This is a genomic window from Neochlamydia sp. S13, assembly GCF_000648235.2.
GTDB lineage: Bacteria > Chlamydiota > Chlamydiia > Chlamydiales > Parachlamydiaceae > Neochlamydia.
Genome location: NZ_AP017977.1, coordinates 1,264,030 through 1,282,381, shown reverse-complemented (window position 1 = coordinate 1,282,381; position 18,352 = coordinate 1,264,030). Strand labels below are relative to the sequence as shown.

General features: G+C 35.3%; 17 protein-coding genes and 1 pseudogene. 5 read left to right on the top strand and 13 right to left on the bottom strand.

Going from position 1 to position 18,352, the window contains the following annotated elements; all coding sequences use genetic code 11:
- Nucleotides 1-109: 109 nt before the first annotated feature.
- Complete coding sequence (locus tag TY21_RS04935) at nt 110-1,786, top strand: IS1634 family transposase (protein ID WP_130589555.1); 1,677 nt, start codon at nt 110-112, stop codon at nt 1,784-1,786.
- Between the two features lie 65 nt (nt 1,787-1,851).
- On the opposite strand, the gene TY21_RS04930 is transcribed toward TY21_RS04935, so the two are convergent.
- From TY21_RS04930 to TY21_RS04890, 9 genes are all read right to left on the bottom strand, one after another.
- Nucleotides 1,852-2,208, bottom strand: a complete 357-nt coding sequence (locus TY21_RS04930) for an ATP-binding protein (RefSeq protein ID WP_130589554.1) — start codon at nt 2,206-2,208, stop codon at nt 1,852-1,854.
- Nucleotides 2,201-3,376, bottom strand: a complete 1,176-nt coding sequence (istA, locus tag TY21_RS04925; protein ID WP_130589553.1) for an IS21 family transposase — start codon at nt 3,374-3,376, stop codon at nt 2,201-2,203. Before istA ends, TY21_RS04930 begins: the two co-directional genes overlap by 8 nt.
- A gap of 17 nt (nt 3,377-3,393) precedes the next feature.
- Nucleotides 3,394-4,220, bottom strand: a protein-coding gene (locus TY21_RS04920; protein ID WP_232044408.1) for an IS5 family transposase whose coding sequence is annotated in 2 segments (ribosomal slippage) — nt 3,394-3,833 and nt 3,833-4,220 — 828 coding nt in all. Because the reading frame shifts where the segments join, the coding sequence is not laid out codon by codon here.
- Between the two features lie 40 nt (nt 4,221-4,260).
- Nucleotides 4,261-4,665: a hypothetical protein gene (locus TY21_RS04915; protein ID WP_130589552.1), complete on the bottom strand. Its 405-nt coding sequence runs from the start codon at nt 4,663-4,665 to the stop codon at nt 4,261-4,263.
- Between the two features lie 106 nt (nt 4,666-4,771).
- Complete coding sequence (locus TY21_RS04910) at nt 4,772-4,981, bottom strand: hypothetical protein (protein WP_042241444.1); 210 nt, start codon at nt 4,979-4,981, stop codon at nt 4,772-4,774.
- A 366-nt stretch (nt 4,982-5,347) separates the two neighbouring features.
- Nucleotides 5,348-6,136, bottom strand: coding sequence for a hypothetical protein (locus tag TY21_RS04905; protein ID WP_042241447.1), 789 nt, complete (start codon nt 6,134-6,136; stop codon nt 5,348-5,350).
- 375 nt (nt 6,137-6,511) lie between these two features.
- Nucleotides 6,512-7,282 (bottom strand): DUF4200 domain-containing protein, encoded by a 771-nt coding sequence (locus tag TY21_RS04900; RefSeq protein WP_130589551.1) that lies wholly within the window; start codon nt 7,280-7,282, stop codon nt 6,512-6,514.
- A gap of 367 nt (nt 7,283-7,649) precedes the next feature.
- Nucleotides 7,650-8,504, bottom strand: a complete 855-nt coding sequence (locus tag TY21_RS04895) for a hypothetical protein (RefSeq protein WP_130589550.1) — start codon at nt 8,502-8,504, stop codon at nt 7,650-7,652.
- A 367-nt stretch (nt 8,505-8,871) separates the two neighbouring features.
- Nucleotides 8,872-9,702, bottom strand: coding sequence for a hypothetical protein (locus TY21_RS04890; protein ID WP_130589549.1), 831 nt, complete (start codon nt 9,700-9,702; stop codon nt 8,872-8,874).
- Between the two features lie 250 nt (nt 9,703-9,952).
- On the opposite strand from TY21_RS04890, the gene TY21_RS04885 reads away from it, so the two are divergent.
- Entirely contained in the window at nt 9,953-11,734 is a 1,782-nt protein-coding gene (locus TY21_RS04885) for a hypothetical protein (RefSeq protein ID WP_130589548.1), read from the top strand.
- A 955-nt stretch (nt 11,735-12,689) separates the two neighbouring features.
- On the top strand, nt 12,690-12,818 hold the full coding sequence (locus TY21_RS11655) for a hypothetical protein (protein WP_255501524.1): 129 nt from the start codon (nt 12,690-12,692) through the stop codon (nt 12,816-12,818).
- A gap of 18 nt (nt 12,819-12,836) precedes the next feature.
- Here the strand turns inward: TY21_RS11655 and TY21_RS11000 are convergent.
- Nucleotides 12,837-13,325, bottom strand: a pseudogene (locus TY21_RS11000) (IS630 family transposase); the annotation flags it as partial.
- Nucleotides 13,316-13,684, bottom strand: a complete 369-nt coding sequence (locus tag TY21_RS04875) for an IS630 transposase-related protein (protein WP_130589547.1) — start codon at nt 13,682-13,684, stop codon at nt 13,316-13,318. The pseudogene TY21_RS11000 and the gene TY21_RS04875, both read right to left, overlap by 10 nt.
- A gap of 59 nt (nt 13,685-13,743) precedes the next feature.
- On the opposite strand from TY21_RS04875, the gene TY21_RS04870 reads away from it, so the two are divergent.
- Both TY21_RS04870 and TY21_RS04865 read left to right on the top strand, forming a co-directional pair.
- Nucleotides 13,744-15,843, top strand: coding sequence for a tetratricopeptide repeat protein (locus TY21_RS04870; RefSeq protein WP_368668650.1), 2,100 nt, complete (start codon nt 13,744-13,746; stop codon nt 15,841-15,843).
- 8 nt (nt 15,844-15,851) lie between these two features.
- On the top strand, nt 15,852-17,267 hold the full coding sequence (locus TY21_RS04865) for a tetratricopeptide repeat protein (RefSeq protein ID WP_368668649.1): 1,416 nt from the start codon (nt 15,852-15,854) through the stop codon (nt 17,265-17,267).
- Here the strand turns inward: TY21_RS04865 and TY21_RS04860 are convergent.
- Nucleotides 17,248-17,709, bottom strand: a complete 462-nt coding sequence (locus TY21_RS04860; RefSeq protein WP_052354650.1) for a transposase — start codon at nt 17,707-17,709, stop codon at nt 17,248-17,250. The two genes, TY21_RS04865 and TY21_RS04860, sit on opposite strands and share 20 nt — an antisense overlap.
- On the bottom strand, nt 17,703-18,341 hold the full coding sequence (locus TY21_RS04855) for a hypothetical protein (RefSeq protein ID WP_130589545.1): 639 nt from the start codon (nt 18,339-18,341) through the stop codon (nt 17,703-17,705). Before TY21_RS04855 ends, TY21_RS04860 begins: the two co-directional genes overlap by 7 nt.
- Between the last annotated feature and the right edge of the window lie 11 nt (nt 18,342-18,352).

The window sequence follows — 18,352 nt, the reverse complement described above, 5'->3', positions numbered from 1 at the left end:
GAACACTCCTGATTTTTCTGTTTTCTAGTTTGTAGTGCCTAGTAAAACATTTATCTTGCTTTATTTTTAGAAATCTTTTATATTGCAAGAAAACTTATAGCTTATTTTTATGTTTGTCAGAGTAAAAACCACACCTAATAGCCCCAGAAAATCTGTGCAGATTGTTGAATCGGTGCGCGATGGAGAAAAAGTTAAACAAAGAATCGTCCGCTATGTCGGGATTGCTATGGACGAGCAAGAACTTAAAAAAATGGTTGAGCTAGCGGAACATATCAAGAGCAAGATAGAACACCAACACGATCCCACTCTTTTTGGTCCTGAAGAAATGGCTCAGCAAGCGATTAAATCAAAAAACATGTCAAAGCTAAACGATGAGGAGCTAAACGTTAACCTTAAAAACCTAGAAGAAGAACAGCGTGCTATCGTGGGCATTCATGAGATTTATGGAAAAATCTATGAAGAGCTAGGTTTTGGAAATATTCTTAAAAACACTTCAAGTGCAGAAATATTAAAACACATTGTCATGGCCCGCATTGCTAATCCTGTTAGCAAAAGAGCTTCTGTTAGGCAATTAGAGCAAGACTTTGGGATACAAATCAACTTGCAAGGTGTTTATAGGATGATGGATTGTTTAAATCAACAGGCTCAGCAAGCTATACAGGATTGTGCTTACAATACAGCCAAAGAATTATTTGGACAAAAAATCGATCTGATTTTTTTTGACGCTAATACCCTTTATTTTGAGTCTTTCCAAGAAGATGAATTTAAGCAAAATGGTTATAGCAAAGACCTTAAATTCAATCAGCCTCAAGTCTTAATTTCCTTAATGGTAACTAAACAAGGCATGCCTATTGGATACCAGGCTTTTCCAGGATCAACCTATGAAGGGCATACTCTTATGCCTATTTTAGAAAAGGTTAAAGCCAACTATCAGCTAGATAAAGTGATATTTGTAGGCGATAGTGGCATTTTAAATAGCGCTAATCTTTTAGCACTTGAGCAAGCAAAATATGAGTATATTATTGGAGCACGCCTAAAAAATCAAAAAACAGAGATTAAGAAGAAGATTTTAGATTTAAATGCTTATGCAACCTATCCTGAAAATGGTCAAACACGCCTTACTGCTATTTACTTAGATGAGGATCATCGTCTAATTGTTACCCATAATGCCTCTAGAGCGAAAAAAGATGCTTATGATCGAGAAAAAGCTCTTAACAAGTTAATAGAGAAGCTAAAGAAAAGCAAAAAGTGCCAAGCATTTATTTCAAATTACGGTTACAAGAAATATTTAAATTTTAAAGGGCAGTCACAAATATCTTTAAATGAGAAAAAACTACAAGAAGAGGCTCAGTGGGATGGGCTGCATGGAATAATTACCAATGCCAAACACTTATCACCCCACGAGCTGTTAGAACACTACCGCGGTCTTTGGCAAGTAGAAGAATCTTTCCGAATCACTAAACATGATCTTAAAGTCAGACCTATATTTCATTGGACGCCTGAGAGAGTAAAAGCTCATCTTGCCCTATCTTTTATAGCCTTTTGTTGCGTAAGGCATCTTGAATATCGGGTAGCCTTACAATATGAGAAAATGTCACCTGAAGCTATTCGTCAAGAGCTAATTAGAATTCAATCCAGCATTTTGAAAGATAAAAATGGACAGCGCTACGTGATCCCCTCAAAAGCTAGTAACCATGGCTTAAAGATTTATCAAGTCATGGGGTTAAAATATTCCACAACCCCTTACAAGCTCATTTCCTCTAAGCCTAAATTTCATAAGCCTTAAATTAGCTCCTTATCTTTACTTTCTTTCCAATGTAGTGCCTATAGAAATTTTGGGGATTTTCATAATCAGATACTTACGCAAAAAAGTGTTGAAGTCAGGGGGCCGATGATTAGCACGCATTCTTTATTCTCTACAAAATGACATGTCGCTAATTCTTTAAGGATAGGCTCATAAATCTTTGTGTTAAATGAAAAATCAAAAGTTTCTAATGTCTTATTGACTTGTAGATGGCTTTTCACGAGCTTTTTTGCAAACTGACTTTGATTACGACGATCCATTTCATCCGTAAGCAATATGTCCAAAAACTGCGAATAAGACCATTTTTCTTTTATAGCCTGTTTTAAACGTTCCTGAAGCGTTTCCAACAATTTAGGCAATTTAAGCTTGTTAAGTTTTGATTTAAGCAAAATCATTTCATCCATACATAGCTCCTTGGGTAAAATATTGTGGGTCTCTAGCGAATTTAAAATACTTTTGCGGTTTATCTAATTGGGTAGATTGCTCTTCAAAGGGCTTTTGATCTAAAGCTTTTTCTAAGATCGCTTTTATGCTGGTATAAGAAATAGTACCGTAGATAAGAGCTCGCTGGCAGGCTTTCTCTAATCTATCAGGGCTATAGCGTAAGGCAAACTTTAAAATTAATCTAACTGGCCTTAATTTATCGTGAGAAGGATCATTAAGAAGCTCTTCACTTAACTTTAAGGTAAAAGGGCCTATGGTTTCTGCTTGAGCTAGTAATCCGCCTCGGGTGGCATTAAGCACTTCTTCTTGCTGCAAAGGGGCATGTAAATTTGCCCTGACGTAATCATTAAGCTTATATGAACGTAAATGCATAGCAATTTCTTGGCCTGCATGGAAAATTTTAAGAGAGCTTTGACTAGCACAAACTTGTACTTCTTTGCCTATAAAAGCATAAGGAACCGAATACCAAACTTTATCAAAGCGCACTCTCCAGTCTTTTCCTACCATTGTACAATACCATTCCAAAGCATCCCAACGGCAACTTGGAAGGGATTTTAAATGCTCCTTTTCTTCTTCAAAAAGATCTTGAGGGGTACGATCAACACCCCCAATTTTGCGTTTTTCAGAAACCTCGCAATTCCATTGGTCAAGAGCTTTCTGAAAATCACCTTTAGAAGGCACTTCGATGCCTTTTTGTGCTTGACTTTCTAAGAAAAAGGAAAGGAAATTTCTCTTGATGTATTTGATGTCGTTTTCTACCCCACCTTTATGTTGAGGCTTGTAAGGAAGGCAAGGGCTGATGATGAATGCATAGTGTTCTGCTAATTGCTGATAAGATCTGTTGAGTAAAGGTTCATGCAAAGAAGCTTTTGTTACCCCAGCTTTTAGATTATCGATAACAATTTTTGTAGGTACTCCACCTAGCCATTCAAAAGCATGGATATGACAGGCTAAAAACGTTTTAGTGCTCTGATCAAAAACAACTTCACGATAGGCTTTGCGTGAGTGGCGAAGCCTTAAAGAAAAGACCCAAGCGCGACGATTTTTACCACTGTCAGGGTCAAAACATAAACCTAGATAACCAAAATCTACTTCCGCACATTCACCGGGAATATGCTGTCTGATCATTAGACCTCTTTCGAAACTCACTCATTTAATTCCCAGTTATAGATTGCTGCAATTAAGTTGAAGCGAAGGGCAAATCTTTTACGTCTATTTCTGTAGCGATCTGCTATAATTTTAAATCGCTTAAGGAGGCCAATGACGTTTTCATTGGCAACTCTTTCTCTGGATAAACTTTGATTTGTTCTTTTATCCTCTTTAGTTAAAGGCTTCTTCTTACTTTTTTTCTTGGGCATCTGGGTGTGAATATGCAGCTTTTTTAATCCTTGATAACCTGAATCGGTTAATACTTTTATTTGTGGATTGATTTTAACTTGGGATTCTTTGAATAGCCTAAAATCATGCTTTTTGCCATTGCCATATGAGGTACATATTACTTTTTTACTCTTCTTATCGACTACAACTTGGGTCTTTAGGGTATGTTTTTTCTTTTTCCCTGAATAATAGCGCTTTTGTTTTTTTTAGGGCGCTCAATAGGCGTTTCTGTAGCATCAACCAAAATAACCTCATATTCTGTATCGCTTTTCAAAAGCTCTTTACGTCCCGGTAAAGCAAAATCTGGATGCTTGATTAGCGTATCTTCAATCCATTTCACCGCTTTATAAGCTGAGCTTTCACTGATTCCATAACTTTGGCTAATATGGAAATAGGTTCTATATTCTCGTATATATTCCAAGGTCATTAACAGCATATCTTCTAAACGTAGTTTATATTTACGCCCGCCTTTACTCTTCTTGGCCATATCAGCTTGCTGTAAAATTTGCACCATCTTATCAAAGGTATTACGCTTTACCCCTGTCAATCTGCGAAAGCGTTCATCATCTAATTTCTCTATCTTATCAAATTTCATGGTGCCTCCTTTAAATGTTGAGTCACCATTTTACTAAAATTTACATTTTATTCCAGTTTCGAAAGAGGTCTATTATAGGTTGAATTTGTTTAGGAAAGTGTTGATGAATGAATCTTCGTACAGTTGATTCACTGCACGTGATGTGCTCTTGAATAAGCTTATGAATGACCACAAAACTATGGTCTTTTGCTAACCAGTCTTTAATTAAAGGTTTAAAAGGATCTAAGTCATGCGATTTTGAAGATTTTTTTAAATTAAAAGCGACGAGAGCCTGGTGAATTTCATTCTCAGAAGGGATAGATCTATCGTTAGATAGCCACCCGCTGTTGTTTGCAACTTTATTGAGATTACGGATAATCGTACGATGAATACCGGTATCGCGATTAATAGAGCGAATGCTTTGCTTTAATTTTAGTCGAAAAATGACTTGTTGTAATTCTATCATATTTCTCTTCCTTGGCATAAAATCTCCTTTTCGAGACAAGGTAAAAAAAGATTGTCCCATGAAGATTTATGCAGTTTAAGAGAAATAAAGAAAAAATATTTGGTAGCTAGGGTGGGTCACTAAAGGTGACGAGGGGGTGGGTCACTAAAACTGCCGACCCTGGGTCACTAACCATGACGGATGACACTTTATAACTTTCTTTATTTTCTTCAACAAAAATTCTTAAATTGTTAACTGCCGCGGTATATTGAGCATATTGCGTAAATGCTTCTTTAAATTGTTTATATTCTGCTGAAGAAGTAGATATGGGAGTCATAAAATTTCCTTGGTTTAAAGTTTAGCGATTCAAAGAAAGACTATAGTAACTCTCTATATTTCTTACACATGTTTATTGAATCTTTACCAAATATTAAGAAAACCTTAATAGAAAAATTTTTACCGCCTTCAAGCTTGTTAATGTTTAAGAGTATTAACACTTTTCAAAAAAATGTCACTCTACAGTGTATTATTGATTGCTTATCAAAATAGGCTTAAAGTATTTATCTTAGGGGACGTGTGTGAATATTTGGATTGTACTGATCACCAAGGACTTTAACTTGATCGCCTTGCTATATGAAGGATGAGGAAAGAGGTAATACACCCCTTCCTTAAGTTTACTAGGAAGGGGTATTAACTAAAGAATCTATTTCTTCGGCGGCTGTACATATACTATTTTGAATGTACGGCCTTCTTTAGGGCAAATTTCATCAATTTGCTGCTCTAGGCTATCTTTAAGGCGGGCATCGACTCCAATAAATTTGATGGGGCAACCAGGCTTTTGTAGAAATTCTACAAGGTTTTTAGGATCATGGATAATGCGAATAGCAGTAAGATTAAGTTTGCTAATAGTACTTCTTGATTCACTTAAATATTTCTCAATTGGGCTGATAGAAAAAAGGGTTGCTTGTCCATTAATATTTCCAATCTCACCATTAGGAAAATAAGTAGCTGCTATTTGATCGATTTTATCAGTTTCACTTTGCGAAGGCGCGGGCAATCCAAAAACACTATAAAATACTTTTACGTATTCCGATTTTAAGGCAGTTTGTGCCTGCGCAATCTTGGCTTCAGCCTCTATTCGTGTTTTAGCTAACTGCTCCAGTGTAGCGTCTAACTCTTCTTCTCTAGTATTCAATTGTTCTTTTCTAGCAGCTAACTCTCCTTTCCTAGCAGCTAACTGTTCTTTTCTAGCAGATATATCTACCATTCTAGCGGCCAATGCTGCTTTTTTTTCTGCAATTTGCTTAGCTTCTTCTTGGAGATGTGTTTTATAACTTTCTTTGTTTTCTTCAACAAATTGTCTGAGATTTTGAGTAGCTTGTTCTTCAACAAAAGTTTTTAAATTGTTAACTGCCGCCGTATATTGAGCATACTGGGTAAATGATTCTTTAAATTGTTTATATTCTGATGAAGAAGTGGATATGGGGGTCATAAAATTTCCTTGTTTTAAAGTTTAGCGATTCAAAGAAAGACTATAATAACTCTTTATATTTCTTACAAATTTATTATAGAATCTTTACCCCATATTAAGAAAACCTTAATAGAAACATTTTTAACCCCTTCCAAGCTTGTGAATGTTTAAGATTATTAACACTTTTCAAAAAAATGTCACTCTACCCAGTGTATTATCCATTGCTTATCAAAATAGGCTTAAAATGTTTATAACAAGGGACGGGGATGAATATTTGAATTTTATTAATCTCCAAGAACTTTAACTTGATGGCGTGTTTGTGAAGATGGGAGGAGAAAGAAAAAATACTCCTGCCTCCTCCCTAACTTCTTAAGAGAAAATACTAATTAAAAAATATTATTTCTTGGGTGCTACATACATTATTTTAAATGTTCGACCTTCTTTAGGGCAAACTGCATCTAGTTGCTGTTCCAAGGTATCTTTAATACGAGCGTCAAAGCCTAAAAATTTGATACGGCAATCAGGCTTTTGTAAAAATTCTACCAGGTTTTTAGGATCATGAACAATACGGATAGGAGTAAAATTAAGCTTGTTGGTAGTGCTTCCTGTTTCTGCAATAAATTTTTCAATAGGGCTCATAGAAAAAAGAGTTATTTGTCCATTAATATCACCAATTTCTCCATTAGGAAAATAATCCGAAGCGATTTGATTGATTCTTTCTAAATCATTTTCTTGAGGTTGGGGTAAGCCTAAAGCAGTGCAAAAAACTCTTACATCTGCCAATTTGGATAATGCTCTTCCTTTTTCTTGTAATGCTCTACCTCTTTCTACTTTTGCTTCTGCCTGAGCAAGCTTTATTTCCGCATCTTCACGTTCTTTATCTAATTGTTCTGCTGTAGCCTTCAACTGTTCTCTTCTAGCAGCTATGTCTTCTTTTCTAGCTGCTAACTCTTCTTTTCTAGCAGCTATATCTACCCTCTTAGCGGCTAACTCTGCTTTTTTTTCTGCGATTTGCTTAGCTTCTTCTTGTAGATGTGCTTTATAACTTTCTTTATTTTCTTCAACAAAAATTCTTAAATTGTTAACTGCCGCGGTATATTGAGCATATTGCGTAAATGCTTCTTTGAATTGTTTATATTCTGCTGAAGAAGGAGATATGGGAGTCATAAAATTTCCTTGGTTTAAAGTTTGGCAATTCAAAGAATGACTATAATAACTCTCTATATTTTTTACACATGTTTATTGAACCTTTACCAAATATTGAGAAACCCTTAATAGAAACATTTTTAACCACTTCAATCTTGTTAATGTTTAAGAGTATTAACATTTTCAAAAAATGTCACTCTACAGTATATTATTGATTGCTTATCAAAATAGGCTTAAAGTGTTTATCTTAGGGGACGTATGAGAATATTTGGATTTTATTAGTCTCCAAGAATTTTAACTTGATCGCGTGGTGGTAAAGATGGGAGGAGAAAGGAAAAATACTCCTACCTCCTCCTTATCTTCTTAAGAGAAAATATAAATGAAAAAATTATTTCTTGGGTGCTACATACATTATTTTAAATGTTCGGCCTTCTCTAGGGCAAACTGCATCTAGTTGTTGTTCCAAGGTATCTTTAATACGAGCGTCAAAGCCTAAAAATTTGATAGGGCAACCAGGCTTTTGTAAAAATTCTACCAGGTTTTTAGGATCATGAACAATACGGATAGGAGTAAAATTAAGCTTGTTGGTAGTGCTTCCTGTTTCTGCAATAAATTTTTCAATAGGACTCATAGAAAAAAGAGTTATTTGCCCATTAATATCACCAATTTCTCCATTGGGAAAATAAGTTGAAGCGATTTGATTGATTCTTTCTAAATCATTTTCTTGAGGTTGGGGTAAGCCTAAAGCAGTGCAAAAAACCCTTACATCTGCCAATTTGGATAATGCTCTTCCTCTTTCTATTTTTGCTTCTGCCTGAGCAAGCTTAATCTCCGCATCTATTCGCATGTTAGCTAACTGTTCTAGTGTAGCGCCTAACTCTGCTTCTCTAGTATTCAATTGTTCTTTTCTAGCAGCTAACTCTCCTTTTTTAGCAGCTAACTCTCCTTTTTTAGCAGCTAACTCTTCTTTCCTAGCAACTATATCTACTCTTTTAGCAGCTAACTCTCCTTTTTTAGCAGCTAGCCCTTCTTTCCTAGCAACTATATCTACTCTTTCAGCGGCTAACTCTGCTTTTTTTTCTGCGATTTGCTTAGCTTCTTCTTGTAGATGTGCTTTATAACTTTCTTTGTTTTCTTCAACAAAAATCCTTAAATTGTTAACTGCTGCGGTATATTGAGCATATTGCGTAAATGCTTCTTTAAATTGTTTATATTCTGCTGAAGAAGTAGATATGGGGGTCATAAAATTTCCTTGGTTTAAAGTTTTGCGATTCAAAGAATGACTATAATAGCTCTCTATATTTCTTACACATGTTTATTGAACCTTTACCAAATATTAAGAAAACCTTAATAGAAACATTTCTAGCCCCCTTCAAGCTTATTAATGTTTAAGAGTATTAACACTTTTCAAAAAAATGTCGCTTTACAGTGTATTATTGATTGCTTATCAAAATAGGCTTAAAGTATTCATCTTAGGGGACGCGTGTGAATATTTGGATTGTACTAATCACCAAGGACTTTAACTTGATCGCCTTGCTATATGAAGGATGAGGAAAGAGGTAATATACCCCTTCCTTAAGTTTGCTAGGAAGGGGTATTAACTAAAAAATCTATTTCTTAGGCGGCTGTACATATACTATTTTGAATGTACGACCTTCTTTAGGGCAAATTTCATCAATTTGCTGTTCCAGACTATCTTTTAGACGAGCATCCACCCCAATAAATTTGATGGGGCAATCAGGCTTTTGTAAAAATTCTACAAGGTTTTTAGGATCATGAATAATGCGAATAGCAGTTAGATTAAGTTTGCTAATAGTACTTCTTGATTCACTTAAATATTTCTCAATCGGGCTGATAGAAAAAAGGGTTGCTTGTCCATTGATATTTCCAATCTCCCCATTAGGAAAATAAGTAGCTGCTATTTGATCGATTTTATCAGCTTCACTTTGCAAAGGCGCGGGCAATCCAAAAACACTATAAAATAATTTTACATATCCAAATTTTAATGTAGCTTGTGCTTGTGCAATCTTGGCTTCAGCCTCTATTCGTATTGTAGCTAACTGCTGTAGGTTAGCACTTAATTGCTCTTCTCTAACACTTAACTGTCCTATTTTAACACTTAACTCGTCGTCTCTAGCAGCTAACTCTTCTTTTCTAGCAGCTAACTCTTCTTTTCTAGCACCTAACTCTTCTTTTCTAGCAACTATATCTACTCTCTTAGCGGCTAACTCTGCTTTTTTTTCTGCGATTTGCTTAGCTTCTTCTTGTAGATGGGCTTTATAACTTTCTTTATTTTCCTCCACAAATTGTCTGAGATTTTGAGTGGCTTGTTCTTCAGCAAAAATTCTTAAATTGTTAACCGCGGCAGTATATTGAGCATACTGCGTGAATGCTTCTTTAAATTGTTTATATTCTGCTGAAGAAGTAGATATGGGAGTCATAAAATTTCCTTGGTTTAAAGTTTAGCGATTCAAAGAAAGACTATAGTAACTCTCCATATTTCTTACAAATTCTTTATTGAATTTTTAAGAAAAATTTAAAAAAGGAATTTAAAAAAACCTCTCCACTTTTCTTGTAATCATAGATGTATAATAATTTCCTTGTTTTTCAAAAAAATAATATTATTTGTTGCTTATCAAAATAAGCCTAAAGTATAATAAAAATAGTAAAGATTATTCCTAGGAGACCTGTATGAGTAGTATGAATTTTACCAATCATCAAGGATCTTACTTCAATCATTTCTCCTCTCAATCCTATTCTAGCTTATCTCAGTTGGATAAAAACAAATTAGAAAGCAATAAAGTGGGAAAAGATACTCTTCTACAGAGCAGTGCTATCACTGAAGAGACTAAAAGGCAAAATTATCTCAACGCTATAGAAGGCGTACAATCAATTGCTTATGATAACGATGTAATTAAGGTCCAAGAGAATTTATCTCTTAGCTTTAATCAATCCTCCGAATCGAAAAGAGATTTTGTAGCAGAAGCAAAAGCGGTACAAATTACTAAGGTTCTTGAATTGGCTTCTAATACTATTGAAGAATTCGAAGAAGCCTCCTTTGATTTTAATGAGGTTAATGAAATAGAGGAAATGGAATCAGAAACAATTTTTCAACAAGAAATCAGGGTAGATGTAGAGGAAAAAGAGAAAACTGGTGTTGAAGAAATAAAAACAGTTAGCCAGGAAAAGGAAACTTTCATTAAGGAAAAAGTAAATGTAAATGTCGAAAAAGTAAAAGTGAATGGGGAAGAAGTAAAAGTAAAAGCCGAAGAAGTAAAATCACATATCGAAGAAGTCACAGTAAATGAAGAGACAGAAGTGGCAGAACATCAAGAAGCTAAAAATGTTGGTAAACAAGCAATTGTAGAAAAAACAATAGAAGACATCCATGCCAATGAGCTAGTGGAGGTAACAGAAGACATTACTCACGTACCTCAGTTAAAGATTTCTACTTCAGTTAGATTACAAGCAGAAGAAAGTAAAGAAATAATAAAAAATATGGGTACCCTAGATGCTAGTAATCTTGTAAATATTTCAAAGAAAAACCTTTCAAATGCAAGTGTTCCTGCTACAGAAAAGCATAATAGAAAAGCAGACCTAAAAGCTATACAAGAGCTTAAAGGCCTACTTCCCGATCTACATTCCCATTTAGCCGATAAGTTTGTTAAGGTAGATGATCAATATGTAGGTGCTAAGGAGGCAGCAGAAAAGTTCCTTAGCCAAAATAAGTTGAGTCATAAAGAACATCGTAGCTTTATAGATAAATTTCTACGGGAAAATACTTTCCACAAGTTTGTTGATGGAAAAGCTGTTGAACTTAGTCCTGAAGAGTTAGAAGTTTTTAAGCAAAAATTTACCCAGTATGCCACTTATATTTTAGCTGTTAACAATTTAACTATCTTTGCGCAAGAACAAGATAACAAAGTTGAGCAAGAACAGGAAAATCTACCTATCACTCACTCTAAGCAAAATGCTGAGATTTCTTCCCAAACTGCAAATGTAGCGACTAAAAGGGAGATTGATCCTCAAAAAGTGAAAGCCTTTATCATTCAAGAAAGTACTCGCGATTTTGTAAGGCGCATGAGAAGCATTACAGAGAAGGCTATCCAAGAATATAGAAATAGGCTATATGACCAACATCAACAAGAGATAAGAGATTACGCCAAACAGCTTATTCTAGAAAGAGAGATTATCAAAAAAGAGCAGGCACGTTTCGATCTGTTGCGCCTCCAGCAAAAGATGCAAGAGCAGAATGAGGAAATCCTAAATAAATCTGTCGAGGTTCTTGTTAATTTAGCAGAGCCTCTACCCTCATCTACTAAGGAAGAGCTAAAAGTTGTGGAAAAGCAAGCTGAAGAGATCCTACCTAGTATTAAATTACGCAAATGGGGGGCAGAACATCAAGTAGAAATAGCCACAAGGCTTATTCCTCCTCTCATCCCTAGAAGAGTAAAAACGAATGCCTGGGCTTAATTTCTAAGAAGATAAGTTATAAATTCCTCCTATGTTAAAGGTAAGCATATATTGCCTTCTCTCTCCCTCTCCATGCCTGTTTTCTTCTATGGTTTACATTAGCAAATTATTCAAATTTATGATGTGTATGAGGGGAGTATCTTTAAGATTTTATAGTAATTTCTAAAGAAATCACTGGGTGGTTGGAGGCTTAATCTGTAGAATTACGAGCCAATGATAATGAAGATTCTTTTTCTTCCCTGTTATGGAACGATCATACAAAGCTAAGTGTTTCTCTTAATAGCTTAGAAAGAGCCCTTCCAGGTATACCTCAAATTCTCTCCCTAATACAGTCATAGACATAACGATGTATAAATCATCGTTGATGGCTATTGAGGGTGAAATAGAAGGCAAGTTTTCATCGTCTTTTGATAACTTTAAGCGTTTATTGCCTGTTTTAAGCATTATCTGAGCTGAGGGGCACGAGTTAGATTATCGGTGTTAGCTCTGTGAGCTATAAATTGTCTAACCTATATTCTTACGCACAGGGTTTTGAATTCAAAAAAGATTGTAAAAATATTCTATCAAAATAATGCCTACCTGCAGGCGTTTTTATCGCAGCCTACTCATTCTTTTGCCATCCTAAAATTAAATTAAATCATAGGATTTTTAACTAAATCCTCACTCGGATGTGACAAGTATACGCGCATCTAAGAGATCTAAAAATGAGCAAGAAGGACAATTGATTGAATCTGCAATCATAGGATAAAAGCTGCCAAAATACCAAATAAACTCTATAGGGAGAGGCTTTCATGCTGTTTTTCTACAGTTTCAATAAATGATTATTCTTATTAAATTTTTAATGGAGTTTTTATAAATTTTTCGTATTGTTTAGAAAAAACAATTTTATTTTTGCCATTTAGCTGCAAGCATACTTTGGTCAAAAATTATAACTAGCTAAAAAATGGATAACCATATGAATCAGCTTTCCTCAGATTCTCTTTATATATACCCCTTAATATTTCCTGCATTTGAGAAAAAAGAAGAACATGCTAGCTATTCTACAAGAGGCACTACTATGTATAGAGAAATTATAGTGGTTTAAATTTTAAATTTCTAGTCATTAACATATACTTAAAAAAGAGTAATCAATGGTTTGAGCAAGAGTCGAAAACTTACTTAAGTTTGCTGCCACAATCTTTTTAAAATTAGCCCAAAAGGTTTCAATAGGGTTTAGATCTGGAGAATAAGGCGGTAAAAATAAAATCTCACACCCTGCCTTTTTAATAAGTTCATCAGTGGCTTGCGATTTATGGAAGGTAGCATTATCCATTATCAGAACTTGTCCTGCTTTAAGTTCAGGTATCAATATTTTTTCTAGCCAAATGTTAAACAGAAGAGAATTACAAGTACCTGTATAACAAAAAGGAGCTAAAATTTTAGACTTGCATTTAGCTGCTATAAAGCTTTCTCTAGCAAATGAACGACCTGCTATAGCACCATAAATCTTTTCTCCTATAGGTGCTCTTGCATGCTGGCGCTGTAAGTAGGCATTTATCCCGCTCTCATCTATGTAAATCCTATTTTCTTCCGGAATGTTTTCTAGCTTTTGTCTAAATTCTTCTCGCTTATTCTCATCCCTTTCCTTGTAGAAAGGTGTCTTTTTTTTAAAGTGATTTTCAGTCTTTTACAGGCATAAAAAACTGCAGTTATCGTCACTCCGAATGCCTCAGCTATTTCCCTAAGGTAGGCATCAGGATTTTGTTTTATATATAATTTTAGCTTTTCACTATCTATTTTACTGGGGCTCTGTCGTCTTTTTTTAGGAGCTAGACAACCTTGTTTTTTTCGCTTAATCCAGTTGGTTAACGTGCGAACTGTTACACCAAACACCTCACTAGCTGTGGCCATTGAGCCGCCATTCTCTATATAATTCAAAGCTTTTTTTCTTAAATCGTGTGAATATACCATGCCAATTGATTATACATACATCCTTAGAAAAATAAAATTCAAATAACTATAGCTTAAAAATATTTAAGGAATTAGGGTTCCAAGATTTGTGCCAAGCCAAACTCATATGTAGAGAATGGAAGCAGTTAATTGAAAGCAGTACTTTAGCGGAAGACATCTTCAAGATAGGTTTAAAACTCGCTATTCAAAAGAATAACCCTATGCGCGAAAAAGTTTGCGCAGAAAAGCTAGTCCAAGAAGTATATTGTATAGAAAAACTAGGAGATATTTATCAGGAAAAAGGTACATCCGAAACATTACTTCAAGCTGCAGGGCTTTACAATTATGCGTTACAAATTGTTTCTGATGACAGAAAGAAATTTTTTGAAGAAAAGCTTTTGAAAGCTCAACATTTACTTATCAACGTGTGTCAGGGAAAAGTTTTAGATAATAATAGAATAAGAAAAGAATTTAAGGGCAATAGCCAAGCATTAAAAAAGTTTAGAGAGGAAATAGAGGGAAAAATTCAACTTCTGTCAGAAACTCCTTCTTTTCAAGAAGTGAAAGAGCTTTACGGTAAGATCGCTCTGGATATAAAGGCTTTTTTTAGCTTACTAGTTAACCAGGCGCTTAATGTCTTAGGCCCTGCCCCTTGTGAATATGCCATGATAGGCTTTGGTTCCTTAGCTAGGGAAGAGATGACTCCTTATTCCGATCTAGAATTTGGCATTCTTATAAAAGAAGATAACGACGCAAATAAGAAGTATTTTAGGAATCTTACAAATCTAATTCACTTGAAAGTCATCAATTTAGGAGAAACCATTCTTCCTGCTTTAAACATTCCTTGCTTAAAAGCCATAGATTTTTTCGATGGTATTACACCACGAGGCTTTGCCTTCGATGGGGCAGGAGTAGAAGGGAAAGGCTGTAAAACCCCTTTCGGCAATAGCAAAACATTTGAGCTTATCCAGACTCCTGAAAAGATGGCTCAATATATTGCTAAAAATGAAGAAGGCCATTGGTGGCATGAAAAAGAGCCTCATCTTCCGATGGAGCTTTTAACCTTTGTTCATTTAATAGGTAATCCTGGCTTAACTAGGCAGTATGGTGAAAAACTTCAAGAAAAGCTGATCATTACTTATCACGAAGGGCTCAACCTTCGGCAATACTTAGCTAAGCTGCATCTTTTACTAGCTGATATGAAAGCTTTTGATCCGAAAATGGGCGATTTAAGTAGACAGGGCATGCTCTTTAAAGTTAAAAATGATCTTTATCGGTTTCCTCATTTAGCTTTAGACCGGCTAGCCCTTCTCAAAAAAGTAGAGGCTTCTAACACTTTTACTAGGATTGATGAGCTAAACAAGCTAGGAATTATAAAAAATAACGCTGCTGTAAAGTTAAGTGAATGGATGAGTATAGCGCTATTTATGCGCCTTAAAACCTATTCACATTATCAAGCACAACAAGAGATGATGAATCCTCTAATTAAGCCATTTGGATTTGAAAATCCTGAATTAATCAAGAAACAATTTGCGCTAGATCTGGGAACATTAGAAAAAATAAAAAAGATTTATCGCACTTTTATTCCTTTCTATCAAACTATTGAGGAGTTTTTAACAGGCACTGAAGATAGCCTTAATTCTTCTGATTTGGAGGATAACTCGTTAGAAACTCAAGGTAGCATAGCCCTCAGGCTTTTTCAAAAAGAAGAAGCAAAAAAATGTTTTAAATTAGCAAGAAAAGCAAATCCAAGCGACCCTTATATTTTAGGTTTTCTTGGCAGCATTTATGAGGCTAGCGGGAACCTAGATAAAGCGGCTAATTACGCTGAAAAGGCTCTCCAAATTAGCCTTGATCTTTTGGATGAAAATTATTCCTTTTTGATAGCAATTTATTATAACCTTAGAGGCATCGATCAAAAACAGTGCATGTTAGAACAGACGGCTGAGCATACAAAAAGAGTACTCACTATTAATTCTAAGCATTTTGAAAATAATCAGTCCCGTATAGCAACAATTTTTAATACCTTGGGAACGATCTACAGAGAACAAGGAAATTTAAAACTTGCGGCTAAGTATACTAACCTAGCTCTCGCCATTAAGCTTAAGCTTTTAGGGGAAAACCATCCCGAAGTAGCAATATGTTACAATAGCTTGGGACTGATCTACAAGGATATTTAAAACAGGCGATCGAGTATGCTAAAAAAGCGCTCATTATTAACCGTAAGCTTTTTGGGGAAAGTCATCTGAGCATAGCAAAATCCTACAATAACCTAGGAGCAATCTATGATGATCAAGGCAATTTAGATAAGGCAGCCGAGTATGCTAAAAAAGCGCTAGTTATTAACCTTAAGTTGTTTGGGGAAAGCCATTCTCATATAGCGGAAAATTACAATAACTTGGGAACAATCTACCATAAGCAAGGTAATCTAGGGCAGGCGGCTGAGTGCACGCGCAAAGCTCTGGTTATTAACCGTAAGCTTTTTGGTAAAAATCATCCGAGCATAGCAAAATTTTACAACAACCTGGGAATAATTTGCGATGAACAAGGAGACTTAAAACAGGCTGTTGATTATAGCAACAAAGCTCTGACAATCAACCTCAAGCTATTTGGTGAAAACTACCCCATTACAGCAGAAAATTACAACAACTTGGGAGCAATTTACTATACACAAGGCAATTTAAATCAGGCAGCTGATTATATCAAGAAAGCTTTAAGTATCAATATTAAGTTATTTGGCGAAAGTCATTCCCATATAGCGGAAAATTACAACAACTTGGGAACAATCTACCGTGGACAAAGCAATCTAAAGCAGGCGGCTGAGTATCTCAAGAAAGCTCTGGCTATTAACCTTGAGCTATTTGGTGAAACTCATCCTTATGTGGCCATTATTTACCACAACTTAGGAGCTCTCTACGAAGATCAAGGCAATTTAGATATGGCTGCCGAGTATGTCAAAAAATCCCTTGTCATTGACCTTAAGCTTTTTGGGGAAAATAATCCCACTATAGCAAAACAATATATCATTCTAGGAAAAATTTACAGAGAACAAGACAATTTAGAGCAGGCAGTAGAGTGCTTTGAAAAAGCGCTTATTGTTACCCGTAAGGCTTTGGGAGAAAATCATCCTACAGTGGCAATAATTTATAATAACGTGGGGAAAATCTACAAAGAGCAAGGTATGTTAGAATCGGCGGCTGAGTATATAAACCGAGCTCTCGCTATTGACCTTAAAGTTTTCGGTAAAAATCATCCACATGTAGCAGCAATTTACAACAACTTAGGAACGATCTATCATAACCAATACAATTGGGAAAAAGCGACTAAATATGTCAAGAAAGCCCTTACCATTAGCGTGAAGCTTTTTGGTGAAAATCATCGATATGTTGCAGCAATTTACAACAATTTGGGGCAAATCTACAAAGCACAGGATAATCTAAGGGAAGCTCTTGAATATAGCCAGAAAGCTTTCGATATTAACCTTAAGCTTGTGGGCGAAAATCATCCCACAATGGCAATTTGTTACAATAGCTTAGGGCAAATTTATACTAAGCAAGCTCTGTACAGGACAAAAAATAATTTTTTCATAAAAAAACCCTCTTAGGTATGCTTGAAGATAACAATGGGTCAAAAAGTTTTAGCAACCAAAGAAAAAGGTTAAAACACCTAGGTGTTCCCAATAAGATTTTCCTTATTTTATCCAATCCACAGCGAAACAAACTTTTGGCTTTTCTGCCATGCTTCTTAATGCTAATAGGGACTACGTTTGCAGCTATATTACCTAGTTTATACGCCCAACAAAAAGCAATACTTAAGGCAAAGATAAGTTTCTCAATTCTGTCAGGATATGTTAAATGCGTATCTTCCAAACAAAAGCCTCGTGTTTTTAGACATGCAAATAAGGTTTCTATTTCCCATCTAGTTTTGTAAATGCTTACAGCTTTTTTTGGATTTTTATTAGTGACCACGATTAAAAGCTCATCTTTTAGACGGCTTGCAGCCACATAAAAGGAATGGCCAAGCATCTGTAAAGGTTGACCTAACACTTTTTTTTACCCTCTTTTAGATGACGAAACAAGTCTCTAAGAGAAACTGCATAGCCATTTCTTGCTCCTTTTACTAAAGTGTCTTCCTTAATACGCATATAAAAAGGAATCTCACTTTTTATCAGATAATCAAACCATTGACTCCCTATAAATTCTCTATCGCCAATAAGACCTGCAATCTTTGATGGGCCTAATTGCCTGATAACTTTTTCTAAAAGTTTAATGCGTTCATCAGTACAGGAATTACCAGCTTTATTCATCACAAACCAGGCCAAAGGAATAGCTGTTCCTTCATAGGCCATCGCTAAGGTTAAAATATTAATGTTTTTGCTGCCTACCTGCCAATTTGTTCTATCTATAATCAGCCATACTTTCCTTTTAATAGGAAATATTTGTAAAATGATTTTAAAAGCATCCAACATGTCAAATTTTAGTTCTCGGAAAAAGCGCTGTAATCTTTTGTAGTGGGAGTCTAGTTTTGCTTTTCCTTGAAATGCTGTGGCTAGTTGAGTAAGATTAACGCTTCTAACCCTAAAAAGAGCTAGAACAATTTGGCAAAAGCATGTAAGTCTTGCTCGGTTCCAACCTAAAGTTTGACTTAAAACTTCTCTTAGCTCGTCTATTTCTTTCATCTGTTTTCTCC